At 71.7% G+C, this 24435-nt stretch carries 24 protein-coding genes and 1 pseudogene; 10 read left to right on the top strand and 15 right to left on the bottom strand.

The window, feature by feature from the left end:
- Positions 1 to 26: 26 nt before the first annotated feature.
- Positions 27 to 1712 (top strand): DUF885 domain-containing protein, encoded by a 1686-nt coding sequence (locus EES42_RS17350; protein WP_124719098.1) that lies wholly within the window; start codon positions 27 to 29, stop codon positions 1710 to 1712.
- Positions 1713 to 1792: 80 nt separating this feature from the next.
- On the opposite strand, the gene EES42_RS17345 is transcribed toward EES42_RS17350, so the two are convergent.
- Positions 1793 to 2281, bottom strand: coding sequence for a rhodanese-like domain-containing protein (locus tag EES42_RS17345; protein WP_124719097.1), 489 nt, complete (start codon positions 2279 to 2281; stop codon positions 1793 to 1795).
- A gap of 94 nt (positions 2282 to 2375) precedes the next feature.
- Between EES42_RS17345 and EES42_RS17340 the strand changes: the two genes are divergently transcribed.
- A complete protein-coding gene (locus EES42_RS17340) occupies positions 2376 to 2822 on the top strand; it encodes an Lrp/AsnC family transcriptional regulator (protein WP_124719096.1) in 447 nt (148 codons plus the stop codon).
- On the opposite strand, the gene EES42_RS17335 is transcribed toward EES42_RS17340, so the two are convergent.
- From EES42_RS17335 to EES42_RS17325, 3 genes are all read right to left on the bottom strand, one after another.
- Complete coding sequence (locus tag EES42_RS17335; protein WP_124719095.1) at positions 2812 to 5967, bottom strand: AAA family ATPase; 3156 nt, start codon at positions 5965 to 5967, stop codon at positions 2812 to 2814. The genes EES42_RS17340 and EES42_RS17335 overlap by 11 nt on opposite strands.
- On the bottom strand, positions 5964 to 7130 hold the full coding sequence (locus EES42_RS17330) for an exonuclease SbcCD subunit D (RefSeq protein WP_124719094.1): 1167 nt from the start codon (positions 7128 to 7130) through the stop codon (positions 5964 to 5966). Before EES42_RS17330 ends, EES42_RS17335 begins: the two co-directional genes overlap by 4 nt.
- A gap of 229 nt (positions 7131 to 7359) precedes the next feature.
- Complete coding sequence (locus EES42_RS17325; protein ID WP_124719093.1) at positions 7360 to 7986, bottom strand: YigZ family protein; 627 nt, start codon at positions 7984 to 7986, stop codon at positions 7360 to 7362.
- Between the two features lie 58 nt (positions 7987 to 8044).
- Between EES42_RS17325 and EES42_RS17320 the strand changes: the two genes are divergently transcribed.
- Together EES42_RS17320 and EES42_RS17315 are read left to right on the top strand one after the other, a co-directional pair.
- The gene (locus EES42_RS17320; RefSeq protein ID WP_124719092.1) at positions 8045 to 8455 is read left to right on the top strand and encodes a CoA-binding protein; all 411 of its coding nucleotides are present in this window, start codon (positions 8045 to 8047) and stop codon (positions 8453 to 8455) included.
- Positions 8456 to 8526: 71 nt separating this feature from the next.
- Entirely contained in the window at positions 8527 to 9375 is an 849-nt protein-coding gene (locus EES42_RS17315; protein ID WP_241196428.1) for an AAC(3) family N-acetyltransferase, read from the top strand.
- Positions 9376 to 9391: 16 nt separating this feature from the next.
- On the opposite strand, the gene EES42_RS17310 is transcribed toward EES42_RS17315, so the two are convergent.
- Complete coding sequence (locus EES42_RS17310; RefSeq protein WP_124719091.1) at positions 9392 to 9952, bottom strand: YbaK/EbsC family protein; 561 nt, start codon at positions 9950 to 9952, stop codon at positions 9392 to 9394.
- A 44-nt stretch (positions 9953 to 9996) separates the two neighbouring features.
- Positions 9997 to 10569 (bottom strand): helix-turn-helix domain-containing protein, encoded by a 573-nt coding sequence (locus tag EES42_RS17305; RefSeq protein WP_124719090.1) that lies wholly within the window; start codon positions 10567 to 10569, stop codon positions 9997 to 9999.
- 102 nt (positions 10570 to 10671) lie between these two features.
- On the opposite strand from EES42_RS17305, the pseudogene EES42_RS17300 reads away from it, so the two are divergent.
- Positions 10672 to 11015: pseudogene (locus EES42_RS17300) on the top strand (hypothetical protein); the annotation flags it as partial.
- A gap of 92 nt (positions 11016 to 11107) precedes the next feature.
- On the opposite strand, the gene EES42_RS17295 reads toward EES42_RS17300, so the two are convergent.
- A complete protein-coding gene (locus EES42_RS17295; RefSeq protein WP_124719089.1) occupies positions 11108 to 11863 on the bottom strand; it encodes an acyltransferase in 756 nt (251 codons plus the stop codon).
- Positions 11864 to 12045: 182 nt separating this feature from the next.
- On the opposite strand from EES42_RS17295, the gene EES42_RS17290 reads away from it, so the two are divergent.
- Complete coding sequence (locus EES42_RS17290; protein WP_124719088.1) at positions 12046 to 12576, top strand: gamma carbonic anhydrase family protein; 531 nt, start codon at positions 12046 to 12048, stop codon at positions 12574 to 12576.
- Between the two features lie 60 nt (positions 12577 to 12636).
- On the opposite strand, the gene EES42_RS17285 is transcribed toward EES42_RS17290, so the two are convergent.
- Both EES42_RS17285 and EES42_RS17280 read right to left on the bottom strand, forming a co-directional pair.
- Positions 12637 to 13290 (bottom strand): DedA family protein, encoded by a 654-nt coding sequence (locus EES42_RS17285; RefSeq protein ID WP_124719087.1) that lies wholly within the window; start codon positions 13288 to 13290, stop codon positions 12637 to 12639.
- A 158-nt stretch (positions 13291 to 13448) separates the two neighbouring features.
- Entirely contained in the window at positions 13449 to 13886 is a 438-nt protein-coding gene (locus tag EES42_RS17280) for a DUF4442 domain-containing protein (RefSeq protein WP_124719413.1), read from the bottom strand.
- 152 nt (positions 13887 to 14038) lie between these two features.
- On the opposite strand from EES42_RS17280, the gene EES42_RS17275 reads away from it, so the two are divergent.
- Positions 14039 to 15091, top strand: coding sequence for a hypothetical protein (locus EES42_RS17275; RefSeq protein ID WP_124719086.1), 1053 nt, complete (start codon positions 14039 to 14041; stop codon positions 15089 to 15091).
- A 61-nt stretch (positions 15092 to 15152) separates the two neighbouring features.
- The gene (locus tag EES42_RS17270) at positions 15153 to 16451 is read left to right on the top strand and encodes an MFS transporter (protein ID WP_124719085.1); all 1299 of its coding nucleotides are present in this window, start codon (positions 15153 to 15155) and stop codon (positions 16449 to 16451) included.
- Here EES42_RS17270 and EES42_RS17265 read toward each other — a convergent pair.
- The 3 genes from EES42_RS17265 to tuf form a co-directional block, all read right to left on the bottom strand.
- Positions 16413 to 17258: a spermidine synthase gene (locus EES42_RS17265; protein WP_124719084.1), complete on the bottom strand. Its 846-nt coding sequence runs from the start codon at positions 17256 to 17258 to the stop codon at positions 16413 to 16415. The two genes, EES42_RS17270 and EES42_RS17265, sit on opposite strands and share 39 nt — an antisense overlap.
- A gap of 22 nt (positions 17259 to 17280) precedes the next feature.
- Positions 17281 to 18126 (bottom strand): patatin-like phospholipase family protein, encoded by an 846-nt coding sequence (locus tag EES42_RS17260; RefSeq protein ID WP_124719083.1) that lies wholly within the window; start codon positions 18124 to 18126, stop codon positions 17281 to 17283.
- 74 nt (positions 18127 to 18200) lie between these two features.
- Positions 18201 to 19376: an elongation factor Tu gene (tuf, locus tag EES42_RS17255; RefSeq protein ID WP_124719082.1), complete on the bottom strand. Its 1176-nt coding sequence runs from the start codon at positions 19374 to 19376 to the stop codon at positions 18201 to 18203.
- 412 nt (positions 19377 to 19788) lie between these two features.
- Here tuf and EES42_RS17250 point away from each other — a divergent pair, with 412 nt between their 5' ends.
- Together EES42_RS17250 and EES42_RS17245 are read left to right on the top strand one after the other, a co-directional pair.
- Positions 19789 to 20502: a TVP38/TMEM64 family protein gene (locus tag EES42_RS17250; RefSeq protein ID WP_124719081.1), complete on the top strand. Its 714-nt coding sequence runs from the start codon at positions 19789 to 19791 to the stop codon at positions 20500 to 20502.
- A gap of 219 nt (positions 20503 to 20721) precedes the next feature.
- A complete protein-coding gene (locus tag EES42_RS17245; RefSeq protein WP_124719080.1) occupies positions 20722 to 21594 on the top strand; it encodes an undecaprenyl-diphosphate phosphatase in 873 nt (290 codons plus the stop codon).
- 188 nt (positions 21595 to 21782) lie between these two features.
- On the opposite strand, the gene EES42_RS46170 is transcribed toward EES42_RS17245, so the two are convergent.
- The 3 genes from EES42_RS46170 to EES42_RS17235 form a co-directional block, all read right to left on the bottom strand.
- Positions 21783 to 22094, bottom strand: a complete 312-nt coding sequence (locus tag EES42_RS46170; protein WP_241196427.1) for a DUF6087 family protein — start codon at positions 22092 to 22094, stop codon at positions 21783 to 21785.
- Between the two features lie 70 nt (positions 22095 to 22164).
- Entirely contained in the window at positions 22165 to 23016 is an 852-nt protein-coding gene (locus tag EES42_RS17240) for a methyltransferase domain-containing protein (protein WP_277426130.1), read from the bottom strand.
- 36 nt (positions 23017 to 23052) lie between these two features.
- Positions 23053 to 24305 (bottom strand): IS3 family transposase gene (locus EES42_RS17235; protein WP_241196426.1). Its coding sequence is split into 2 segments (ribosomal slippage): positions 23053 to 24023 and positions 24023 to 24305, totalling 1254 coding nucleotides; the frame shifts between segments, so codons are not numbered across the junction.
- Positions 24306 to 24435 lie beyond the last annotated feature (130 nt).

The raw sequence follows: 24435 nt of genomic DNA, 5'->3' as shown, positions 1-24435 counted from the left end.
GGCCCCCGCCGTACGAGGATGTCCGCATGTCAGACACTTCCAGCAGCGCGCTGCCCCGCCAGGTCGCCGACACCTATGTCGACGCTTTCATCGAACTCGACCCGATCTCGGGCACCTATCTCGGTGTCGCGGAGAGCTCGCGCCACCTTCCCGACTTCTCCCCCGCAGGTCAGGAAGCTCTTGCCGAGCTGGCCCGCACCACCCTGGCGAAGCTCGACGCCGCCGAACGGCTGCCCGGCGCGGACAGCGACGCCGAGCGCCGCTGCGGCCGCCTGCTGCGCGAGCGCCTCACTGCGGAACTCGCCGTTCACGACGCCGAGGAGCAGCTGCGCACGGTCTCCAACCTCGCCTCCCCGGCGCACAGTGTCCGTGAGGTGTTCACCGTGACACCGACCGAGACCGACGAGGACTGGGCGGCGGTCGTGGACCGGCTGCACGCGGTGCCCGCCGCGTTCGAGGGCTACCGCGAGTCGCTGGCGCTCGGCCTGGAGCGCAAGCTCTACGGCGGTCCGCGCGCCACCGCCACCTTCATCGGCCAGCTCGACGAGTGGGCGGGCCAGGACGGTCCGGGGTTCTTCCAGGTGTTCGCGGCCGCCGGACCCGCGTCGCTCCGTGCCGAGCTGGACGAAGGCGCCCGGGTGGCCACCGAGTCGGTCGTGGCGCTGCGCGACTGGATGCGCGATGTGTACGCCCCCGCGATCGAGGGCGCGCCGGACACGGTGGGCCGTGAGCGGTACGCGCGCTGGTCGCGCTACTTCAACGGCACCGACCTGGACCTGGACGAGGCCTACGCGTACGGCTGGTCCGAGTACCACCGGCTGCTCGCCGAGATGCGGACCGAGGCCGAGAAGGTGCTGCCCGGCGCCGGCCCGTGGGAGGCGCTGGCCCATCTCGATGTGCACGGCAAGCACATCGAGGGGGTCGACGAGGTCCAGGCCTGGCTGCAGGGTCTGATGGACGAGGCGATCGAGGCTCTCGACGGTACGCACTTCGAGCTCGCCGAACGCGTGCGGAAGGTGGAGTCCCGTATCGCCCCGCCCGGCGGCGCCGCGGCCCCGTACTACACGGGCCCCTCCGAGGACTTCTCGCGCCCCGGCCGCACCTGGCTGCCCACGATGGGCGAGACCCGGTTCCCGGTGTACGACCTGGTGTCCACCTGGTATCACGAGGGTGTGCCGGGCCACCACCTCCAGATCGCGCAGTGGACGCATGTCGCCGACAGCCTGTCCCGCTACCAGGCGTCGATCGGCGGGGTCAGCGCCAACGCCGAGGGCTGGGCGCTGTACGCGGAGCGGCTCATGGACGAGCTGGGCTTCCTGCCCGACGCCGAGCGCCGCCTCGGCTATCTGGACGCGCAGATGATGCGTGCCTGCCGGGTGATCGTGGACATCGGCATGCACGCGGAGATGGAGATCCCGGCGGACTCCCCGTTCCACCCCGGCGAGCGGTGGACCCCGGAGCTGGCGCAGGAGTTCTTCGGCAATCACAGCGGCCGCCCCGCCGACTTCGTGGAGAGCGAGCTGACCCGCTATCTCTCGATGCCGGGACAGGCCATCGGGTACAAGCTGGGCGAGCGCGCCTGGCTGCTGGGCCGGGAGAACGCCCGCAAGGCCCACGGCGAGGCGTTCGACGCCAAGGCCTGGCACATGGCCGCCCTGTCGCAGGGGCCGCTCGGTCTCGACGATCTCGTCGACGAGCTGTCCAGGCTCTGAGGCGACAGCCCGGCGGCCGGGCCCGTTCGCCCCATGGGTCCGGCCGCCGGGCACCTCCGCAGCCCGTACGGCCGGGCCGGTCAGCAGCCGCAGTCCTCGGAGCCGGCCGGTGCGGTGAGCGGATCCGGTGCTCGCCGCTCCCGCCCCTCCCGGGTCTCGAACTCGAAGCCCTCGCGCACCCAGTACTCGAAGCCGCCGAGCATCTCCTTGACCCGGTAGCCGAGTTCGGCGAGGGCGAGCGCGGCACGCGTGGCGCCGTCGCAGGCGGGGCCCCAGCAGTACGTGACGACGGGAACCGCCGGGTCGAGCAGGTGGTGGGCCTGCTCGGCGATGAGCGCGGTCGGCAGATGGACCGCGCCGGGGACGTGCCCCTGGTTCCAGGATCCGGTGGAGCGGGAGTCCAGGAGCACGAAGCCCGGATCGCCGTCGGCCGCGAGCGCGGCGGCGACGTCCGAGACGTCCGTGTGGAAGGCGAGCGAGGCGCCGAAGTAGGCGGCGGCCGCGGCCGGGGAGGCCGGCGGGACGCGCAGGACGGGATGGGCCGCGACGGCGGTGAGCTGGGAGGTCATGCCCAGAAATCTACGGCCGGTGATCCGCCCCCGGAAGACGAGATCCCCGGCACAATGCTTGCCCTGCCGGGGATTTCCCTGTTGTGTCCCGGGCATGACCGACTATTCCCCGGACGCCACCGACTGGCGCATCCTCGATGTCCTGCAGCGCGACGGGCGCGCGTCGTTCGCCGAGCTGGCACGCGCGGTGGCGATGTCCCCCAGCGCCGTGACCGAGCGGGTGCGCAGGCTGGAGGAGGCCGGGGTGATCAGCGGTTACGCCGCCGTGGTCGATCCGGAGCGGCTCGGGCTGCCGATTCTCGCCCTCGTACGGCTGCGCTATCCGAACGGCCATTACAAGCCGTTCCACGATCTGCTCGACACCACCCCGGAGATCGTGGAGGCCCACCATGTCACCGGTGACGGCTGCTTCGTACTGAAGGTCACCGCCCGTTCGATGAGTCATCTGGAGGAGGTCGCGGGCAGGATCGGCGCCCTCGGTTCGGTGACCACGAGTGTCGTCTACTCCTCGCCGCTCCCCCGCCGCGCCATCAGCCGCTGACCTCGCCGGTGGTGCGGTGCCGCACCGCCGATCCGTGCCGTTCCTTCACCACTTCGAGCTGTGCGGGGATACGACGGCGCAGATCGGCGACATGGCTGACGATGCCCACGCTGCGGTCCCGCTCGCGCAGCGAGTCCAGCACGTCGAGCACCTCGTCGAGGGTCTGGTCGTCCAGACTGCCGAAGCCCTCGTCGATGAAGAGTGTGTCCAGCCGTACCCCGCCCGCCTCGTCGGTGACGACATCGGCGAGGCCGAGCGCGAGGGCAAGCGAGGCGAAGAACGTCTCGCCGCCCGAGAGCGTGGCCGTGTCGCGCTCGCGGCCGGTCCAGGCATCGACGACGTGCAGTCCGAGGCCCGATCTGCGGCCTCCGGTGCGGGCGTCGGAGTGGACGAGTGTGTAGCGGCCGGACGACATGCGCTGGAGCCGTGCGGTGGCCGCGGCGGCGACCTGTTCGAGCCGGGCGGCGAGCACGTACGACTCCAGCCGCATCTTGCGTTCGTTGTCCGCGGAGGTGCCGGCGGTGAGTCCGGCCAGCCGTGCCACCCGGTCGTACTCCTCGCGCAGCGGACCGAGTCCGCGTACCTCGTCCGCGGCGCGGCGGGAGAGTCTGCCGAGTTCGGCGCAGCGCTCGCGCGCGGCCGCCAGTGCGGCGGAGGCGTCCCGCAGCAGGCGTTCGGCCGTGTCGTACGCGGTCCGCGCGGCGTCCACCGCGGCCGGCGGGCGTTCGGCGGCGGCCCGGGTCTCCGTCTCGGCCAGGCGGTCGGCCACCGCCGCCGCCTCGGACTGCCAGGCATCGACGAGCCGCTGGAGTTCACGCTGCTCGGCATCGGGGAGAAGGGTCTCGGCCGCGGCCTGAGGGGTGTCGAACCCGGCCCGGAACGCGGCGTCCGCGAGCCGGTCGTCGGCCACTTTGCGGTGCTGTGCGGCCGTCTCCTCCTCACGTACCGCCTCGGCGGCCGCGGCGAGCAGCCCGACCCGGCGCTCCAGCAGCGCGGCGTGCTCGGCCACACTGCCCTTGTCGCCGCGGGCGGCCGTCAGTTCGGCTTCCAGCGCGGCCTGTTCGCGGTCCAGCCCTTCGCGCAGGGAGGTGCGGGCCGCGGCCCGGCGCTCGGCCAGCTGCCGGCCTTCGAGGCGTTCGGCCTGTTCCCGCTCGGTGGCCGCGAGGGCCTCGCGCGCGGCGTGCATGCCCGCCGCGGTGCGGTACGCATCGGCGTGCGAGCCGGTCAACCGGTCGACGAGTGCGGCGAGTTCGGCGACGGTGGGGTCGGCGTCCGACCCGGTGCCGGCCGGGCCTGCGGCGACGGCACCGGTGCCGGAGGCCGGCGCCCCCGCCGAACCGGCGGCGGCGCTCACATGTGCCGCGACTGCCGGGTCGGTGGCATCGGCCCCGTCCCTCGGCTGCGGCACCGCCCACTGTGCGGCGGCGCGGGCGGCGGCGTGCTGCTCGCGTACGACGCCCAGCTCCCGGTCCGCGTGTGTACGTGCCTGATCGGCCCGGCGGTGGGCGTCGAGCGCCCGCTCCTCGGTGGCCCGGTCGACATGCCCGTCGGCCGCGCGGGCGGGGTGGGGATGGTCGGCCGATCCGCACACCTTGCAGTCCTCGCCGTCCACCAGCTCGGCCGCCAGCTCCGCCGCGATGTCGCGCAGTCGCCGTTCGCGGAGCTCCAGCCACGACTCGTGGGCCGCGGCGGCGTTCTCCCGGGCGGCGGCCAGCCGCTCGGCCGCGGCCGACACCCGGTCGGCCAGCGCGTCCCGGCGGCGGGCCGCGTCCAGCCGGGCACGGGCGGGCTCCAGTCGGCCGGCCAGTTGTTCCGCGTGGGTGGCGGCCTCCTGGGCCGCCTCGATGCGGGCCCGCAGTCCGTCGCGGGTGGACTCCCAGTCGGCCAGCCAGACTTCCGCTTCGCGGATCAGCTCGTCGTCGGCCCTGGCCTGGCGCTCCAGTCCGGCCCGCTCGGCGTCGATCGCCGCGCTGCGCAGTTCGGCCCGCTTCGCGGCTTCGAGCCCGCCGAGCTCCTGGCGGAGCCGTCGCTCCAGCTCCGCCAGTTGTTCGGCACCGGCGTCCGCCAGAGTGCCGGGCAGCACCGCGCGGGCCCGGTCACGGGCCTGACAGGACATGCGGTAGGCGCGCTCGGCCTCGTCGCGCAGGTCCAGCGCCGGTGCGACGAGGTCCGCCTTGCGGGCCCGTGCGAGTCGTTCGTGGCAGCGGTCGCGGTCGGGGCGGCGGTCTTCGAGGATGGCGGCCCGGCGGCGCGTCTCCTCGTACCGCTGCTGGAGTGCGGCCAGTTCGCGTTCGCTGTCGAGTGCCTGGCGGGCGGCCGACTGCCGGCCCTCGGCCATGGCGAGGACACAGGCGGCGATGTCGAGACGTTCGCGGGCGCCGCTGCGGGCCGTGGCGGCCCACTCCAGCACGCCCTCGGCGAGGCCCGGTTCGCCGGGCTGGATGCCGGGGAGCGGCGCTTCGCGGCCGGCGGTTCCGGCGGCCTGGGCGATGCGCTGGGCGACCGCGAGGACCCGTTCGTCCCCGGCCCTGACCTTGGTCTCGGCGCCGCGACGCAGCTCTGCCAGGCGCTCCTCGACGGCGGCGAAACGGCGGGTGTCGAAGAGCCTGCCGAGGAGTTTGCCGCGTGCCTCGGCATCGGCGCGCAGGAAGCGCGCGAAGTCGCCCTGCGGCAGCAGCACCACTTGGCAGAACTGTTCCCGGCTCATCCCGATGAGCTGGGTGATCTCCTCGCCGATCTCCTGGTGCGAGCGGCTGAGCGGCCGCCAGCCGCCGTCGGGGTCGTACTCCCGCAGCCGGCTCTGTGCCTTCTCGGTCGTGAAGCCGCTGCCCTTCTTCTTGGGGCGGGGCTGCGCGGGGCTCCGGGTGATTTCGAGGCGGCGGCCGCCGACGGTCAGTTCCAGTCCGACCTCGGTGGCGAGGTCCGCCGGGGCGTGGTCGCTGCGCAGGGAGGTGCCCGGGCTCTGACGGGCGCCGGGCACCGCACCGTAGAGGGCGTAGCAGACCGCGTCGAGGACGGAGGTCTTCCCGGCGCCGGTCGGCCCGTGCAGCAGGAAGAGGCCGGCCGACGAGAGTGCGTCGAAGTCGATGGTCTGGGTGGTGCCGAACGGCCCGAAGGCGGTGAGGGTGAGCCGGTGGAGTCTCAACGGTTCACCTCGCGCACGCCGTCGTCCACCCGGACGTGGTCGAAGGCGCCGCGCAGCACCGTGCGTTCCTGTTCGTCGGCTGCGGAGCCGCCCCGCACATGTGCCACGAAGTCCTCGGCGATCTGCTGGTCGTCGCGCCCCTTGAGGCGCCGGGCGTACGAGGCGTGCGGGTCGTCGGGGGCCCGGTCGGGTTCGAAGACCAGGCTGAGGGTGTGCGGGAACCGCTCGACGAGCCGGGCCATCGGCTCGGCCGGGCGCACCGGGTCGGTCAGGGTGGCCTCGACCCAGGACTCACGGTGCTGCTCCAGCGCGGGTTGGTCGACGAGGTCGTCGAGGCGGCCGCGGAGTCTGGCGAGCGGGCGGGGCACCGGGCAGTCGAGGCGCTCGGCCGTGACGGTGCCCGAGGCGTCGAGGTCGATCAGCCACATGGTCTTGCGGTGGTGGACCTCGGAGAAGGAGTACGCGAGCGGCGAGCCCGAGTAGCGGACGCGTTCGGTGACGGTCTGGCAGCCGTGCAGATGGCCGAGCGCCACGTAGTCGACGCCGTCGAAGACTCCGGCGGGCACGGCGGCCACCCCGCCGACGGTGATGTCGCGCTCGCTGTCGCTGGGCTCGCCGCCCGCGACGAAGGCGTGGGCGAGCACGACGGAGCGGGTGCCGTCGGGGCGTTCCGCGAGATCCGCGCGTACCCGTTCCATGGCCGCGGTCAGTACCGCTTCGTGCCCGGCGCGCTCCGCCTTGAGGGCGTCCTTCACCAGGGCCGGTTCCAGGTAGGGCAGCCCGTAGAACGCCACGTCGCCGTGCGCGTCCGGCAGGACGACGGGGGTGGCGCAGCCGGCGGGGTCGGTCCGCAGGTGGATACCGGCCCGCCCGATCAGTCCGGCGCCGACGCCGAGCCTGCGTGCCGAGTCGTGGTTGCCGGAGATCATCACGGTGGGCACCACGGCGGCGGCGAGCCGGTGCAGCGCGTCGTCGAAGAGCTCGACGGCGGCCAGGGGCGGTACGGCCCTGTCGTACACGTCGCCTGCGACGAGGACCGCGTCCACCTCGTGCTCGCGCACCGTCGCCACCAGGTGGTCCAGGTAGGCGGCCTGGGCTTCGAGCAGGGAGACCCGGTGGAAGGAGCGCCCCAGGTGCCAGTCGGACGTGTGAAGAATTCTCAAGAGCCGGCTCCGACCTGCATCGTTCTCTTCCTCCGCCCCCGGGGCCGCTGTCGGCCGTGCTCCGTGACCGCGCCGGGCCGGCCCGGAGTCCGGTTGCCGGCCGCATCGGCGGTGGTGGGTCCCTCGCTTCCCACCCATCACAGTCTCGCATCACCGACGGCCGTGTCCGGGCCTTCGCCCCGGAAGATCGATCCGGGCGGGGAAGGCGCCGTACGGGCGCGTGACCGGGTCAGGCGTCTTCGTACGCCTCGCCGCCGAGCTCCAGCCCGGCCTCGCCCGCGGTCGCGTCGGCCAGCCAGCCGCGGAAGGCCTCGACGTCGGCGTCCGGCAGTCCGATCTCGATGACGACGGCCTCCGCGTAACGCACCTCGCGCACGGTGCGGCCGGTGGCGCGCAGGTCGTTCTCCAGCTTGCCCGCGCGCTGGTGGCCGACGGTGATCGTGGCGAGGCGGTAGCGCCGGCGGGTGATGGTGCCCAGTGCGTCGAGGGCCTCGCCGACCACTCCCCCGTAAGCCCTGATCAGTCCGCCGGCGCCGAGCTTGACCCCGCCGTAGTAGCGGGTGACGACGGCGACGACGTAGCGCATCTCACGTCTGGTCAGCATCTGGAGCATGGGTACGCCCGCGGTGCCGCCGGGTTCCCCGTCGTCGCTCGCCTTCTGTACGGAGGCGTCGGCGCCGATCACATAGGCGAAGCAGTTGTGGGTCGCGGTCGGGTGTTCCTTGCGGACGCGTGCGACGAAGTCCTGCGCCTCCTGCTCGGTGGCGGCGGGGGCGAGCGCGCAGATGAAGCGCGACCGGTTGATCTCGGTCTCGTGCACGCCCGCTCGGGCGACTGTCCGGTACTGCTCCTGCATCCGGCCACCCTATGCCCCGTACGGGAATGGTCCGGGGCCCCGGCCCGTTGTGCGGATCATGTACGCAGACGAAGAGACGATCCGCAGGATTCTCCTGGACAGCGGCGACACCTGGGCCGTGGTGGGCCTGTCGAACAACCGGTCGCGCGCGGCCTACGGCGTCGCCGAGGTGCTCCAGCGCTTCGGCAAGCGGGTGGTCCCGGTGCATCCGAAGGCGGAGCGGGTGCACGGCGAGGACGGTTACGCCTCGCTGGCCGACATCCCGTTCCCGGTCGATGTGGTGGACGTCTTCGTCAACAGCGAGCAGGCGGGCGCGGTGGCCGGCCAGGCGGTCGCGGCGGGCGCCCGGGCCGTCTGGTTCCAGCTCGGTGTGGTCGACCCGGAGGCGTACGCCCGCACGCGTGAGGCCGGGCTCGACATGGTCATGGACCGGTGCCCCGCCATCGAGATTCCCGCCCTCGGCCGCTGAACCGCACCCGGGTCCCTCGCGCGGGTGTGCGTGGTGTCGCACCCGGCGTCCGGCTGGGAGAATGGCCCGCTGTGACCACTACCACCGCACCGACCGACGTTCACCGCCGCAGCCGGCTGGCCGGGCAGCTCACCGAGTTGGGTGTGGAACGCGACGGCGTCCTCCTGGTGCACGCGTCGATGAGCGCGGTGGGTCCGGTGAGCGGCGGCGTCCGTGCGATGGCCGGTGCGCTGCGGGACGCTCTCGGGTACGGCACGCTCGTCGTCCCCGCCTTCACGCCCGAGAACTCCGACACCTCTCCGCACTACCTGAACCGGGTGCGCGGGCTCGGTGAACGGGCCCGGGAAGCCGTGCGGGCGAGCATGCCGCCCTTCGACCCGGCGACTTCGGCCGCGCCGTCGATGGGCCGTCTCGCGGAGGCCGTACGGCTCTCCGAGGGGGCGACGCGCAGCGGGCACCCGCAGACGTCCTTCGCCGCGCTCGGTCCGCTGGCCCGGAAGCTGATGGCGGATCACAGCCCCGACTGCCACCTCGGCGAGGAGTCGCCGCTGGCCCGGCTCTACGATCTGCGGGCCCAGGTGCTCATGCTGGGCACCGGTTTCGACACCTGCACCGCGTTCCACCTCGGCGAGTACCGGGTTCCCGCCCCGCCGCGCCGGAGCTACCGCTGCGTGGTGACGGCCGGGGGCCGCCGCCGGTGGTGGGAGTACGAGGACGTCGCGCTGGACGACAGCGACTTCGCAGCCCTGGGCGCGGACTTCGCCCGGCCTGGGACGGGAGCGACGGTCCTTACGGGCCGGGTGGGATCGTCGACGAGCCGGCTCTTCCGTATCGACGACGCCGTCGACTTCGCGTCCGGCTGGCTGACGTCCCACCGGGCCGGCGCACCGTCCCGGGCACTCTGCCACTCGCCCGGCTGAGACCCTCGCGGGGGACTCAACTCCTGATGCCGAGTCCCTCGACGACCGTCGCGCCCGGCAGCGCCGCCAGTGCCTTGCCCGGGACGATGAGCTTGCCCCGGCGGCTGCCGCTGCCGATCAGCACCCACTCCTCGTCGACGACGGCCGGGTCGATCAGCAGCGGCCACGAGGCGGGCAGGCCGATGGGGGTGATGCCGCCGTACTCCATGCCGGTCTCGCCGACCGCCGTGTCCATCGGGGCGAAGGACGCCTTGCGGGCGCCGAGTCGCTTGCGGACCGCACCGTTCACATCGACGCGGGAGTTGGACAGGACGAGGCAGGCCGCGAGGGTCACGTCGCCGCCGCGCTTGCCCGCCACCACGACGCAGTTGGCCGACCGGTCGAGCAGGTCCGCGCCGTGGTGCTCGGCGAAGACCGCCGTGTCGGCGATGGCCGGGTCCGTGTCGACATGGATGATCTGTTCGGCGGGGAAACCGCCCCAGCCCTCGGTCACGGCCGCGGCGACGGGGGCGGTGAGCAGGCCGGAGCGGTCGGCCGCCGGAGCGGCGTTCTCGAAGGAGCCGATGGGAGCGCGCATGCGCCTCACGCTAACAGCGGTCCTGGGCCCTTCGGCCGCTCGTCTCACCGTACGGGCGGGATGGAGACCGCCATGGTCACCTCGACCGGATCGGGGCCGTCGTTGCGGTAGGCGTGCGGGTGGTGCGCCTCGAACGAGGCGGAGCCGCCGGCCGGTACGGCGTACGGGGTGCCGTCGACGACCAGGGTGAGTTCGCCCGCGGTGACGTGGAGCAGTTCGACGGTGCCCTCGGGGTGCGGATCGGAGGCGCTGCTGTCGCCGGGCATCAGGCGCCAGGACCAGAGTTCGAGCAGTCCCCGGGCGTCCGTGCCGATGAGCAGGGTGGTGGAACTGCCCGCGTCGGTGGACCACATGCGTACCGCCTGGCTCTCGGGCACCAGCCGGACCGGCGAGCCCTGCTCGTAGTCGAGCAGGGTGGCGATGCTGACCCCCAGTGCGTCGGCGAGCTTGACCGTGGTGCCGACGCTCGGGTTGGTGCGGGCCTGTTCGATCTGGATGATCATGCCGCGGCTGACTCCGGCGCGGGCGGCGAGGGCGTCCAGAGTGAAGCCGCGTTCCCCCCTCCAGCGCTTGAGATTGCGCGCGAGCGATTGAGTGAGCTGATCGAGGTCGGACACATTCCGTCCAATATTTTGAATGACAGGGTCGAATAAACTGCACTAAGGTGTGGTGCACCCCACCGTTCATCGCACTGTACTGCGGGGCCTGCAACGACAGCACTGTTCGCGCCGGCCACGAGCCTGCTCCGGGGCTGGCCGACTTCGGCGGCGGGCTGCTCACCCGGCGCGTCCCCGTGCTCACCGTGGTCGTCGTCCCGCAGGCCGTCGCGGCTGTGGTGCTGGGTGCTGTCGTGGTCGCGACCGGCGGCTGGAGCGAAGCGGGACCGCGGCTGTGGTTCGCGGTCGCGGCGGGTGTGGTCGGGCCGGTCGCGATGCTGAGCTTCTACCAGGCGCCGGCTCTCGGCCCGATGGGGGTCGTCTCCCCGCTCGGATCGCTGGGCGTCGTGGTGCCGGTGAGCATCGAACTCCTGGCCGGGGAGCGGCCGGGGCTGCCGCAGTTCGCGGCGTACTGAAGGAGCGGCTGCGCGGGGTGCAGGCCGCCGGGGCCGGTCTCGCCCTGGTGGGCACGGTGCTGCTCGCGACCGGATGAGGCCCGTCAGCCGGCGGACGGACCCGCGGTCTCGCCCGGTTCCGACAGGGCCAGCAGCTGCTCGGGCGTGACGTCCGCCGGGATCGGCACCGGAGCCGGGGTGCGCAGCGGCGGCTGCCAGCCCTTCTCGGGGTCCCAGCTGCGTACGACACGGGCGGGGGCGCCTGCCACCACCGCGTGGTCGGGCACCTCGCCCCGCACCACCGCCCCTGCGGCGACCACCGCATTGCGGCCGAGCGTGGCCCCCGGGAGGATCACCGCTCCGGTGCCGATCCAGCAGCCCGGCCCGATGGCGACCGGTTCCATGCGGGGCCACTGCCGGCCGACCGGCTCGTGCGGATCGTCGTAGCTGTGGTTGGTCGACGTGATGTAGACGTACGGCCCGCAGTACGTGTCCGGGCCGATGGTCACCGTGGTGTCGGCGACCACATGGCTGCCGCGGCCGAGCACCACCCCGTCGCCCAGGGTCAGGATCGGATCGGGGCCGAGGTCCAGGTCGGGCATGAGTCCGGCCGTCAGTGTGACCTGTTCACCGATCACGCAGTGCGAGCCGAGCTCGATCCACCGCTCCCCGAAGACCGTGCCCTGCGGAAAGGCCAGCCGGGTGCCCGCGCCGATCCGGCCGAAGCGCAGCGCGCCGGGGCGGTCCGCGGTGACGGCGCCCGACTCCTGCACCCAGCGCCAGCCGCGGTGGACGGCCCGGGACAGGGCGCGCCGCCGCCAGGCGGCGAGGGAAGAGAACGCGTTCCTGTTCTTGGGCACTCGCACACGGTAGTCGGCGGCGCCCGAGCCGATCACCGCGGCGAGCTGTGATGTTCACCCCACTCGGCCCCGGTCCGGCGGCCGTCGCCTACCGTTCCTGTGGCGCGACGGAACAGCCGCGGCCGGGTCGCCGGGACCGGACGACCACGGCCGCACCACACCTGAGCACGGAGGAACGGGCGATGGCAGAGCAGGCGTTGATCACGGGTATGGGCGGCAAGGAGCCGGACATCGACGTGGATGCCTTCACGGCACCGACCTCGGTCGTCATCGGCGAGATCACGATGGCCGCGGGCTCCAGTGTCTGGTACCACGCCGTACTGCGCGCCGACTGCGGCCCGATCGTCATCGGTGCCGACAGCAACATCCAGGACAACTGCAGCGTGCACGTCGACCCCGGGTTCCCCGTCACGGTCGGCGAGCGCGTCTCGGTCGGGCACAACGCCGTGCTCCACGGCTGCACCGTCGAGGACGACGTCCTGGTCGGCATGGGCGCCACCGTCCTCAACGGCGCGCACATCGGGGCCGGTTCGCTGATCGCGGCGCAGGCGCTGGTCCCGCAGGGAATGCGGGTGCCACCGGGTTCGCTGGTCGCCGGTGTCCCCGCCAAGGTCAAGCGGCAGCTGACCGAGGAGGAGCTCGAAGGCATCAAGTTCAACGCGGTCGGCTATGTGGAGCTGGCCAAGGCGCACCGGCAGGCCCACGAGGGCTGAGAGCGCGACGGACCGGGCGGTGCGGGGTCGCACCGCCCGGTCCGTGCCGCCCCCGTGTGGTCAGTCGGTGGCCGCGACCGCCGCCGACTCGGGCGCCCGGGCGGCGGAAGCCGCCGCCTTCTTGGCCCGGTTCTTCACGATCAGCATCGAGGCGACGCCGATCAGCACCGCGGCCACGAGGCCGAGGTACGAGAACCGCTTGAGCCAGGCCTCGGCGACGACTCCCACCGAGTAGATGACGGCCGTGGTGCCGCCCGCCCAGACGATGCCGCCGAGCACATTGGCGATCAGGAACTTCCAGTACGGCATGTGCAGTACGCCCGCCAGCGGGCCCGCGAAGATCCTCAGCAGCGCCACGAAGCGGCCGAAGAACACCGCCCACATGCCCCACTTCTCGAACGACCGCTCCGCCATGGCGATCTGACTCTCACCGAAGTGCTTGGGGAACTTCCCGCCCAGCCGGGCCAGCAGCGGCCGTCCGCCCTTGCGGCCGATGGCGTATCCGATCGAGTCGCCGATGATCGCGCCGGCCGAGGCGCAGGCGCCGACGAGCCAGGGGTTGATTCCGTCATGTCCGGCGGACAGGAGCGCCGCGCTGATCAGGACGATCTCGCCGGGCAGCGGAATACCGAGGCTCTCCAACCCGATGACCCCGGCCACCAGGGCGTAGACGCTGACCGCGGGGATGGTCTCCAGCCATTCCTGGATGTGCAACGCCGGTTCCTCCCGTAGCTGATGCATGTTACCCGCCGGGCAACTCCTCGGCGCACGGCGGGAAGCCTACCTGTCCCGCTGTGCGCCCGAACAGCTCGAAAAGCCGCCACGCGCCCTCTGCCGGGGCGTGTGGCGGCTCCTCTCGGAACCGGCCGGAATCAGGCGTTGGGCCGCAGCGTCCAGACGACCGTCATCTCTCCGGTCACGGCGCCGTCGGCGCGCTGGATCTCGATGGCCACGGGGAACTCCGGCCGCTTGCCCTCGTCGAGTTCGGCGACGACCTCGGCCACCGGGCGGCCCAGGGTCGCCGTCGCGGTGACGACGCCCTTGGCCAGCTTCTTGTAGCCGATCTCCGCCTTCACCGCGAGCGGCACGGCGCGCGACATCTGGTCGCCGAAGGCGGCGATGACGATGGCTCCGCTCGCCGATTCCGCCAGCGTGAACATCGCTCCGGCGTGCGGTCCGCCGATGTGGTTGTGGTATTCGGCCTGGTCCGGGAGGCGGACCACCGCGCGCTCGGCGGTCGTCTCCAGGAACTCCAGGTTGAGGGTGCGGGCCATCGGGACCGTCGCGACGAGCATCTCGCCCACGGTCATCTGTTCAGCGCTCATGGCCAGATGTTACTCATGAGTAGAACTTTTTGGCCATCCCCGGAACCCCCGGCAAACCTCTCCGATCGCTTCCTTCACCGTCCGCACACGGGGGCGGGCGTAGCAGACCGGCCACCACCCCTCTATCGTTACTCGCCATGTGGCCAGGACAGCAGCCGCCCGGGGGCGAGCAAAACCCGCAGGACCAGAATCAGAACCCGTATCAGCAGCCGGGGTACCAGCAGCCGAATCCCTATCAGCAGCCGGGATATCAGCAGCAGGGACAGCCCGGACAGCAGCCGGGGTACCAGCCCGGCTATGCGCAGCCGAACGCGTACCAGCAGCCGACGGTGCCGCAGTACGCGGTGCCCGGTCCGCCCGGTGCTCCGCAGCCCGGCGACAACAACAAGAAGAAGACCACCGCCGTCGCCATCGTCGCGGCCACCGCCGTGGTCGTGGCCGCCGTGGTGACCGGTGTCGTCGTGATGAACAAGGACGACAAGGGCAAGGACGTCGCCGACGGCAAGCAGTCGTCCGCGCCGGTCAAGCCGTCCGGATCCGCTTCCTCCGCCGAGGCGAACCCGCGCGGCGACGACGGGGACCCCAAGCCCCTCATCCCCGGCTGGAAGGTCGTCACCAACCCCAAGTGGGGCACGCAGTTCGACGTACCCGGGGACTGGGAGGTCGGGAGGCCCGACACAGGCTCGTACTTCGAGGATGAGAAGAAGGGTGACGGCTCGCCCCTCATCCTTTTCTCCGCACCGGCGTTCTTCCAGAAGAAGTGGTGCGTGGACGACCCCGACAAGGACGGCGTCGAGGAGGACATGAGCCTCGCCAGCGCCGGCACCAGGGGCGCCCAGGGCGCCACCGACGCCGCCAAGAACGCCCACAGCGAGGCCGGCACCTGGGTGTGGGCCGCCTACGCACAGCACATGCCGGAGAGCACCATCAAGTTCACCGACGCCAAGCAGTACACCACCAAGTCGGGACTCACCGGCCAGGTCGTCACCGCCACCGCTCCGAATGTCACGAAGAAGGAGAAGTGCGACAGCGACGGCAAGGCCATCGCCTTCACCTTCAAGAACAAGAAGGGTGAGTTCGCTTCCTGGGTCCTGTACGGAGCCGACTCCGTCAAGGACGAGCTCCCGGACACGACGATCCAGAAGATCCTGAGCACCGTGCGGCTGGTGGACGTCACCCCCGCTCCCTGACCCGTTCCCTCCCCCGGGAAAGCAGTTGGCACCGCGGGGGTGCGGCGGCGATAGTCCCCTGGTGACCACCGCCGCCGCATCCCGCCCGCCTCACCCCGGCCGCAACTACCGTCTGCTGACCGCCGCCGCGATCATCACCGGCCTGGGTACCCATGGCGCGCTGATCGCGGCGGCGTTCGCCGTTCTGCAGGCGGGCGGTGACGGCGGGGACGTCGGTCTGGTGGCCGCCGCCAGGACCGCGCCCCTGGTGCTCTTCCTGCTGATCGGCGGGGCGATCGCGGACCGGCTGCCGCGCCACCGGGTGATGGTCGCGGCCAACACCCTCAACTGCCTCTCACAGGCCGCGTTCGCCTGGCTGGTCCTGGCCGGTGATCCGAAGCTGTGGCAGATGATGCTGCTCACCGCGTTGTGCGGCACCGGGCAGGCGTTCTTCAACCCGGCGGCCGAAGGCATGCTGATGTCCAGCGTCAGCCGTGAGCAGGCGAGCCGGGCCTTCGCGCTGTTCCGGATGGCCATGCAGGGCGCGACGATCGGCGGTGCGGCGCTCGGCGGCGCCATGATCGCGGCGATGGACCCGGGCTGGGTGCTGGCCGTGGACGCCGCGGCGTTCGCGGTGGCCGGTGCGCTGCGCGCGTTCCTGGATGTCGGCCACATTCCCCCGCGCGCGCCGGGCGGCGGTCTGCTCGCCGACATGCGGGACGGCTGGCACGAGTTCATCGGCCGCCCCTGGCTGTGGAGCATCGTGGCGCAGTTCTCGGTGGTGGTCGCCGCGGTGGGTGCGGCCGAGTCGGTGTACGGTCCGCTGGTCGCCCGGGACGAGTTCGGTGGTGCCCGCCCCTGGGGCTTCGCGCTCGCCGCGTTCGGGGCCGGCACCCTGGGCGGGGCGCTGCTGATGACGCGCTGGAAGCCCAGGCGGCTGCTGCTGGCCGGCACGTTCTGTGTCTTCCCGCTGGCGCTGCCCTCGGCGGGCCTCGCGGTGCCGTTGCCGGTGGGCGGGCTCTGCGTGGTGATGTTCGTCAGCGGCGTCGCCATCGAGGTGTTCGGGGTCTCCTGGATGACGGCCATGCACCAGGAGATCCCGGAGGAGAAGCTCTCGCGCGTCTCGGCGTACGACTGGTTCGGCTCGGTGGCGATGATGCCGGTGGCCACCGCGCTCGCCGGTCCGGTGGAGTCGCTGGTCGGGCGGAGCGAGGCCCTGTGGGGCTGCGCGGCGCTGATCGTGCTGGTCACCGGGGCCGTGCTGTTCGTACCGGAGGTACGCCGGCTGACCCGGGCCCCCGAGACCGCCGAGGTCGCGACGGGGAAGGAGCGGGGGCCCGCCTCAGCCGATGCTGAAGGCTCCGTCGGGCGGCTCGGGTGAGGCGACCGCCTCACCGTCGCCGACCGGCTCGGCGCCACCGACCAGCCGGTCCAGCGCGGCACCGTACTCGACCCGGGCGGGGAAGGCGTCGGCGGCGCAGCGGCGGGTCAGCGCAGCGGTGTCGATGGGGCTCGGGGAGGCGACCAGGACGAGGTTGCCGAAGCGCCGGCCGCGCAGCACCGCGGGTTCGGCGATCAGTGCGAGTTCCTCGAAGACGGCCGCGAAGGTGGCCAGTTGGGAGCGGATGAAGCCGAAGGGCGCACCGTCCGCGAGGTTCGCCGCATAGATCCCGTGGTCCCGCAGCGAGCGCCGGGCGGCCCGTGCGTACTCGACGGAGGTGAGGTGGGCGGGCACCCGCGAGCCGCCGAAGACGTCCGCGATCAGGATGTCGAGGGAGCCGGGCGCGGTCCGTTCCAGCAGCCCCCGGGCGTCCGTGCCGTGCACGGTGATGCCGCTGCCGGCGGGGACCGGAAGCTGTTCGGCGACCAGTTCGAGGAGCCCGAGATCGGCCTCGGCGACGTCCTGGCGGGAGCCGGGCCGGGTCGCGGCGGTGTAGCGGGGCAGGGTGAGGGCACCGCCGCCGAGGTGGAGTACGTCCAGCGGTGCGCCCGGTGCCGCCGCGCAGTCGACGACATGGGCGAGCCGTCGCGCGTACTCGAACTCGATGTGGTCCGGCGCGTCGAGGTCGACGTAGGACTGGGGCGCGCCGTCGACCGTGAGCAGCCAGGCCCGGTCCCGGTCCACGTCGGGAAGGAGTCTGGCGCTGCCCTGGTCCACGTCCCGGATGACGGGTATCGAGTCGTTCACTCCCCCATTGTGGGGTGCCGGATCAGCTGTTCAGGACCGCGGCGACGGCTTCGGTGTGTGCCGCCGACTGATCGAGTCCGGCGCGGGCCGCCGCCGCGCGCCGGCTCGGGTCGAGGGGGTTGCGGCCGAAGGCCTTCTTCGCGGCCGCGTCCGGGGTGATGACCTCGACCCGGGCACCGTTCGCGGCGAGTGCGGCCGCCTGCGCGTGCGGTGCGGCGATGGCCCGGTTGCCGCCGGCCGAGGGCGCGATGACGACGACCCGGCCGTATCCGGCGGCGAGCTGTGCGTTGGCCGTGGAGTGCACCCCGCCGTCGATCCAGGTCCGCCCCTCGATGCGGGCGACGGGCCATACGCCGGGAACCGCGCAGCTCGCGGTGACGGCATCGGCGAGAGGCACTCCGCTGTCCTTGTCGAACGTGCGGAGTTCACCGCTCGTGGCGTCGACGGCGGTGACGAGCAGCGGGCGCTCCGGCCACTCGGGCGACAGGAGCCGGCTCGCGATCGCCGCGCGCCGTTGCTCCCCGGTGACGCCGGGTCGGGCGTCCTTCGCGATCCGGCCCAGTTTCCGGCCGTAGGCCTCGGGGGTCCGTGCGGACAGTACGGCCGCCGTGTACCGCAGCAGCATGGCCGGGCCGAGCCTGCCGCCCATCAGGTCCTGCGGGTCGGCGAGCTGGAGTTCGTAGAGCCCGGGAAGGCCGAGCAGCCCCGAGGCCAGCTGTGCGCCGACCACCGCTCCCGCCGAACTGCCGATGATCAGATCCGCCGCACCGAGGTCCACGCCCGCCTTCGCGAGCCCGTGCAGGATCCCGGTCTCCCACGCACTGCCGGTGACACCACCGGAACCGAGCACCAACGCTGTGTCCGTCATGCCGTCAGTCTTGCGCACGGCATGGGGCCCGCCTCCCGTGGGGCACGGGAGGCGGGCCCTCGGTGCGCGGCGGTTCAGAGCAGTCCGGTGACCGTTCCGGCGCCGACCGTGCGGCCGCCCTCGCGGATCGCGAAGCCGAGTCCGCTCTCCAGCGGGACGTCACGTCCCAGCTCGACGGTCAGGTCGACCGTGTCACCGGGGCGCGCCACCGCCACCGCACCGAGGTCGACGTCGCCGACGACGTCCGCGGTGCGGATGTAGAACTGCGGCCGGTACCCGGTGGTGACCGGGGTGGTACGGCCGCCCTCCCGCGCCGACAGGACGTACACCTGCGCGGTGAAGCGGCGGCTGGGCGTCACGCTGCCCGGCGCCGCGACCACATGGCCGCGGCGGACCCGGTCGCGCTCCACCCCCCGCAGCAGCAGGGCCACGTTGTCGCCGGCCTCCGCGGACTCCATCGGCTTCCCGAAGGTCTCCAGGCCGGTGACGACCGTCTCGATGTCCTGGTCCGGCCCGAGCACCGACACCCGGTCGCCGGTCCGCACGGTGCCGCGCTCGACGGCTCCGGTGACGACGGTGCCCCGTCCGGTGATGGTCAGGACGTTCTCCACCGACAGCAGGAACGGCGCGTCGGTGTACCGGACCGGCATCGGCACGTAGGTGTCGACGGCGTCGAGCAGCGCCTCGACGGCCGCGGTCCAGCGCGGGTCGCCCTCCAGCGCCTTCAGGCCCGACACCCTCACGACGGGAACGGCGTCCCCGCCGTAGCCGTGCGCGGAGAGCAGCTCGCGGACCTCCAGCTCGACCAGGTCGGTCAGCTCGGGGTCGCCGACGTCCGCCTTGTTCAGGGCGACGACGATGTGGTCGACACCGACCTGACGGGCGAGCAGCACGTGCTCGGCGGTCTGCGGCATGATCCCGTCGAGCGCGGAGACGACCAGGATCGCCCCGTCGAGCTGGGCGGCACCGGTGACCATGTTCTTGATGTAGTCGGCGTGCCCGGGCATGTCGACGTGGGCGTAGTGGCGGGTGTCGGTCTCGTACTCGACGTGCGCGATGTTGATGGTGATGCCGCGCTGCGTCTCCTCCGGCGCCCGGTCGATCCGGTCGAACGGGACGAACGTGCCGGTCCCCCGGTCGCTGAGGACCTTGGTGATGGCGGCGGTCAGCGTGGTCTTGCCGTGGTCGACATGGCCCATGGTGCCGATGTTGAGGTGGGGCTTGGTGCGCACGTATGCCGTCTTGGGCATGGTTCATTCCTTGGTGTTCGAAGCTGAGAGAGAAGACCCCGGGGCCCGGCCGACCCTCCCCTTGCGGGGTCCGCCGGACTGTCGGGGGAGGGTCAGCTTCGGGCGCCGCCGATGAACGCTGCGGCAGCGGTGGGCGCTGCTGCGACAACCGCCGCGGTGACGGGGTTCACGGCAGCCTTCGGCGCGTCCGCGACTGCGGACGGCGCTGCGGGGAAGGCGTACCGGAACATGGGTCCGATCATGTCCGAAGGGCCTGGCCGCGTCGAATGGTTTTCCGGCGCGCATCGCGGCTCCGCCAAGGAAATTCGGCCCGCACCGGGGATCGGTGCGGACGGTGCGCGCGGGACCGGCGGACCGGTTCCCGCCTCGTGCGTTACGGCGATCACACACCGGTGTCGGTTACTCTCCCGGCATGCTCGACCCCGTCCCCGCATCCCGGCCCGCCACCGGCCTCGCCGTGCGCTGCACAAGGGCCCTGCTCTCGCCCTGGTCCCGGTTCTCGCTGCTCGTGGCCGTGCTGCTGGGCGCCGCGGCGACGATGCTCCTCCTCGAACCCCAACGGCTGCTCGCCACCGGCTGGCCCGCCCGGTTCAGTGGTGGCGCCGTGGCGGTGATCCTCTTCGGGGTCGCGTACGGCGTGTGCACCGTGGCCTTCGTTCCGCGCCCGCTGCTCAATCTCGCCGCCGGCGCGCTCTTCGGTACGCAGGCGGGGCTGGCCGCCGCGCTGGCGGGCACGGTGCTCGGCGCGGGCATCTCGTTCGGGCTGGGCAGGGTGCTGGGGCAGGACGCGCTCCGTACGCTGCTGCGCGGGCGCTGGCTCAAGGCGGCGGACGGCCAGTTGAGCAGGCACGGGTTCCGCTCGATGCTGGCGCTGCGGCTGTTCCCGGGAGTGCCGTTCGCGGCGGCCAACTACTGCGCGGCGGTGTCGCGCATGGGGTATCCGCCGTTCCTGGTCGCCACCGGGCTCGGCTCGATCCCGAACACCGCCGCCTATGTCGTCGCGGGCAGCGAGGCATCCTCACCGACGTCGCCCGCGTTCCTGGCCGCGATGGGCTTCATCGTGCTGACGGGGATCGGCGCGGCCGTCGTCGCCTGGCGCAAGCGCCACCGGCTGGCCGCCGAGTGAACCGGTGCGCCCGGCTCCCGGCGCCCGGCCCGAGGCGATGGCGGGCCCAGGGGGACGTGCGTAACGCTGTTCATCTGAGGGCGGTACCCTGCCCGCGACCGACCGAAGATCTCCGGGCCCATCACGGCCCTGCCCTCAATTGACCGCAATGCGCACACTGCCGACGGCCCTAGCTGCCCTCGGCCGATGCACGATCACCTCCGGGATGGCCAAAGCCCCATGAGCTGGTTCGAATCGTTCGTCCTGGGCCTCGTTCAGGGACTGACCGAGTTCCTGCCGATCTCCTCCAGCGCACATCTGCGGCTCACCGCAGCTTTCGCCGGCTGGCACGACCCGGGTGCGGCGTTCACCGCCATCACCCAGATCGGCACGGAGGCGGCAGTCCTCATCTACTTCCGCAAGGACATCGTCCGGATCGTCTCGGCCTGGTTCCGTTCGCTGACCGACCGGTCGATGCGCAGCGATCACGACGCCCAGATGGGCTGGCTGGTCATCGTTGGCTCCATCCCCATCGGTGTGCTCGGGGTGACGTTCAAGGACCAGATCGAGGGCCCGTTCCGTGATCTGCGGCTGATCGCCACCACGCTGATCGTGATGGGCATCGTCCTCGGCATCGCCGACCGTCTCGCCGCCCGTGACGAGGTGGGCGGGAAGCACCGGGCCGGCAAGGAGCGCAAGACGCTCAAGGAACTCGGCGTGAAGGACGGCCTGATCTTCGGTTTCTGCCAGGCGATGGCGCTGATCCCGGGCGTCTCCCGTTCCGGAGCGACCATCAGCGGTGGTCTGCTGATGGGCTACACCCGTGAGGCCGCGGCCCGGTACTCCTTCCTGCTCGCGATCCCGGCGGTCCTCGCCTCGGGCGTCTTCGAACTGAAGGACGCGGGCGAGGGGCATGTGTCGTGGGGGCCGACCATCTTCGCGACCGTCATCGCGTTCGGCGTGGGGTACGCGGTCATCGCCTGGTTCATGAAGTTCATCACGACCAAGAGCTTCATGCCGTTCGTGATCTACCGGATTATTCTGGGCATTCTGCTGTTCATCCTGGTCGGCGCGGGGGTCTTGAGCCCGCACGCGGGCGAATCCGCAGGCTAACTCGGTATCCACTTCCATCCCGATCTAGCGTTTTCTAGCACCTTCGTGCAGCCGCGCGCCATGATCATCTCCCACTCCTCTCCCAGAGGAAGGGGCAAAAAGGGCCAGGGAGCAAATACGCAGAAGCAAAAATTACGACGAGAGGGCCCGCACAGCCGAAGCTGTGCGGGCCCTCTCGTGCGGTCGGATCAGGGTCGCCACCACTCCTCGGTGGGCCGCCACGGCTCCGGAGCAGGGGGCAGCGCACTGGACGGCGGGAGACGAACACACTCCGCCGCGTCCTGGGGGCCGGTCTCCTTCAGAGCCGCAGCATGGTCTTCAGCTACGCCAGAAGGAACCCACTGGTGCCCGTCCCACTCCAGCATCCCGCGTGTCGCAGCCGGGTCAACGTGATCACCCCGCGCGGGGCCCTCACCGAGAGGAACCGCCCTGCGCGCACCGGGCGCGGGCCGGTGGGCGTCCCGACGCGCAGCCCACTCGTCCAACGGCTCATCGTCCATGGGCTCCCCTTCCCTGCTCCTGAATCACCCAGTCTGCCCAGTCCAGGGCCAACAAAAAATCCCCGCCGGGTCACAAGGTGAGGGTCCAGCCCCCGCGAGACAGAGTCGTTGTCCCGTCCGGCGCAATGGCCGCCCGCGCCCCGTACACGGGCAGTTCACCGTTCTCGACCCAGTACCAGCGGATCTGGTCCAGGACGTCGTACAGGCGGCGCGGGCCGCCCTGGTGAACGGTCGACGTACGGGCGCCCGGCATGGTCTCGGCGCGCGCCCAGGAGCCGTCCAGGTGCAGCATCCACGATGTCCGAGTGCCGTCGTCGTCGACACCGGTCCGGTGCTCGATGCCGGGCGCGTGCAGGGTGAGAGCCGACCACACCTCCCAGGCCTGCATGACGTCGAGCACCGGGAACGGCGAGACAGCGAAGCCCTCGCCCTCCTGGTCGCGGATCTTCTGGAACAGCCCGTCGAGCTGGGGCGGGTAGTCGGCGCCGGACCGGGTCTGCATGAACGCCGCCCGGTCCCACTCGATCCGGCCGGAGGCCCCGCCGTCGTCGGTCTTGTCGGCGGTCAGGATCAGCCCGGTCTCCGCGATGGTCGTCACCAGGCGCCCCCCGGGCCGCAACGCGGACAGCCAGGACGCGGGGATGCGGGGCACGGACACCATGGACACGATCCGGTCGTACTCGTCGGGCAGCTCCTCCGTCGCGTCCTGGGTGACCACCATCGGGCGGCGCCCGATGGAGACGAGCCGGCTGGCGGCCGACTCGGTCAGGTAGCGGTCGACGTCCACGGTGGTCACTGCGCTGTCCCCGAGCCGTGCGCACGCCAGCGCGGAGCTGTAGCCGGTGCCGGTCCCGACATCGAGGAGGCGGTGTCCTTCCCACAGCTCCCCCAGCGTGAGCATGCTGACCACAAGGCTCGGCAGCGTGCTCGATGAACCGCCCCGGGTTCGGTAGAGATCTCAGATTGTGGTTGTGACCTGGGGTTTCGTGAGTTCCTTGGAGTAGTTGGCTTCGTGCTCGGCGGGTGGGATGTGCCCTATCTCTCCGTGGAGCCGGCGATGGTTGTACCAGTCGGCCCACTCGGCGGTGGCGAGCTCGACCTGGGAGAGCGTCTTCCAGGGCCGCTGGGGTTTGATCAACTCGGTTTTGTAGAGGCCGATCGCGCTCTCCATCAGGGCATTGTCGTAGGCATCACCGACCGATCCGATGGAGGCGGCGATGCCGGCGGCGTCCAGATGCTCGGCGAGCCTGAAACTCGTGTACTGCGACCCGGCGTCCGAGTGATGGATCAACTCGCCCGGCTGTATGGGGTGTTGGTCGCGATCGCGTTGCCAGATGGCCATCTCCAGGGCGTCCAGGACGAAAACGGTCTCCTTCACGGTGGCGGCCGACCAGCCGACGATTCGGCGGGAGAAGGTGTCCACGACGAACGCGGCATAGACGACGCCAGACCAGGTCTTGATGTGGGTGAAGTCCGCCACCCAGCACCGGTTCGGGGCCTGGGCGACGAAGTCACGGTCGAGACGGTCCGGAGCCCGGTCGACCTGCCCGCCGGGGAGCGTGGTGATCACGCGTTTGCCGCGGACCGCGCCCTGGATGCGGAGTTCGCGCATGAGGCGCTCGACGGTGCAGCGGGCCACGGTATGCCCCTGCCGGTTCAGCTCGCGCCAGATCTTCCGGGCCCCGTAGACACGGTAGTTGGCGGTGTGGACCTGGCTGATCAGCTCCTTGAGCACCGCGTCCCGCACCGAACGTGTTGACGGAGAGGCCAGCCGTTTCTTGTAGGCGTAGTAGGTGGAAGGGGCGATCTTGCAGTCGTGCTCGGTGAGCGTCCTGCAGATCGGCTCGACGCCGCCGAAGCGGTCCCGGTGCTCGTCGATGAACGCTACGAGCGTGTGTGTGGCCGGTCGAGCTCGGCCGCGAAGAAAGACGCCGCGGCCTTCAGGATCTCGTTGGCCCGCTTCAGCTCGGCGTTCTCCTTCTTCAACGCCTTGAGCTGGGCGGACTCCTCTGTCGTCGTCCCCGGCCGCTGCCCGGCGTCGATCTCGTGCTGCTTGACCCAGTTCCGCAGCGTCTCGCGGGAGCCGATGTCCAGCTTCTCGACCACCGCCTGCAAGGCCGCGGTCTCGGTCGGGTGGTCGCCGCGGACCTCGGCGACCATGCGCACCGCACGTCGGCGCAGCTCAAGCGGGTAACGGGAAGGTCGTGCCATGACTCGATCCTTTCATGAAATCGAGCCTCCACCTGACCCGGGGCGGTTCATTGGCGCTGGACCCCGGCGGAGGTGGTGCCCTTCTTGATGAACCCGGTGTCGTCGATGAGGACTCCGTCGTCCTCGCCAA

The sequence above is a fragment of the Streptomyces sp. ADI95-17 genome (assembly GCF_003846175.1).
In the GTDB taxonomy this organism is placed as follows: Bacteria; Actinomycetota; Actinomycetes; order Streptomycetales; family Streptomycetaceae; genus Streptomyces; species Streptomyces sanglieri.
This window is presented reverse-complemented; position numbering and strand designations above follow the sequence as displayed.

Coding starts and splice junctions, on each gene's coding strand:
- EES42_RS17350 (WP_124719098.1), top strand. CDS start 27: ATGTCAGACACTTCCAGCAGCGCGCTGCCCCGCCAGGTCGCCGACACC.
- EES42_RS17345 (WP_124719097.1), bottom strand. CDS start 2,281: ATGACCTCCCAGCTCACCGCCGTCGCGGCCCATCCCGTCCTGCGCGTC.
- EES42_RS17340 (WP_124719096.1), top strand. CDS start 2,376: ATGACCGACTATTCCCCGGACGCCACCGACTGGCGCATCCTCGATGTC.
- EES42_RS17325 (WP_124719093.1), bottom strand. CDS start 7,986: ATGCAGGAGCAGTACCGGACAGTCGCCCGAGCGGGCGTGCACGAGACC.
- EES42_RS17320 (WP_124719092.1), top strand. CDS start 8,045: ATGTACGCAGACGAAGAGACGATCCGCAGGATTCTCCTGGACAGCGGC.
- EES42_RS17310 (WP_124719091.1), bottom strand. CDS start 9,952: ATGCGCGCTCCCATCGGCTCCTTCGAGAACGCCGCTCCGGCGGCCGAC.
- EES42_RS17290 (WP_124719088.1), top strand. CDS start 12,046: ATGGCAGAGCAGGCGTTGATCACGGGTATGGGCGGCAAGGAGCCGGAC.
- EES42_RS17280 (WP_124719413.1), bottom strand. CDS start 13,886: ATGACCGTGGGCGAGATGCTCGTCGCGACGGTCCCGATGGCCCGCACC.
- EES42_RS17275 (WP_124719086.1), top strand. CDS start 14,039: ATGTGGCCAGGACAGCAGCCGCCCGGGGGCGAGCAAAACCCGCAGGAC.
- EES42_RS17260 (WP_124719083.1), bottom strand. CDS start 18,126: ATGACGGACACAGCGTTGGTGCTCGGTTCCGGTGGTGTCACCGGCAGT.
- tuf (WP_124719082.1), bottom strand. CDS start 19,376: ATGCCCAAGACGGCATACGTGCGCACCAAGCCCCACCTCAACATCGGC.
- EES42_RS17250 (WP_124719081.1), top strand. CDS start 19,789: ATGCTCGACCCCGTCCCCGCATCCCGGCCCGCCACCGGCCTCGCCGTG.
- EES42_RS17245 (WP_124719080.1), top strand. CDS start 20,722: ATGAGCTGGTTCGAATCGTTCGTCCTGGGCCTCGTTCAGGGACTGACC.
- EES42_RS46170 (WP_241196427.1), bottom strand. CDS start 22,094: ATGGACGATGAGCCGTTGGACGAGTGGGCTGCGCGTCGGGACGCCCAC.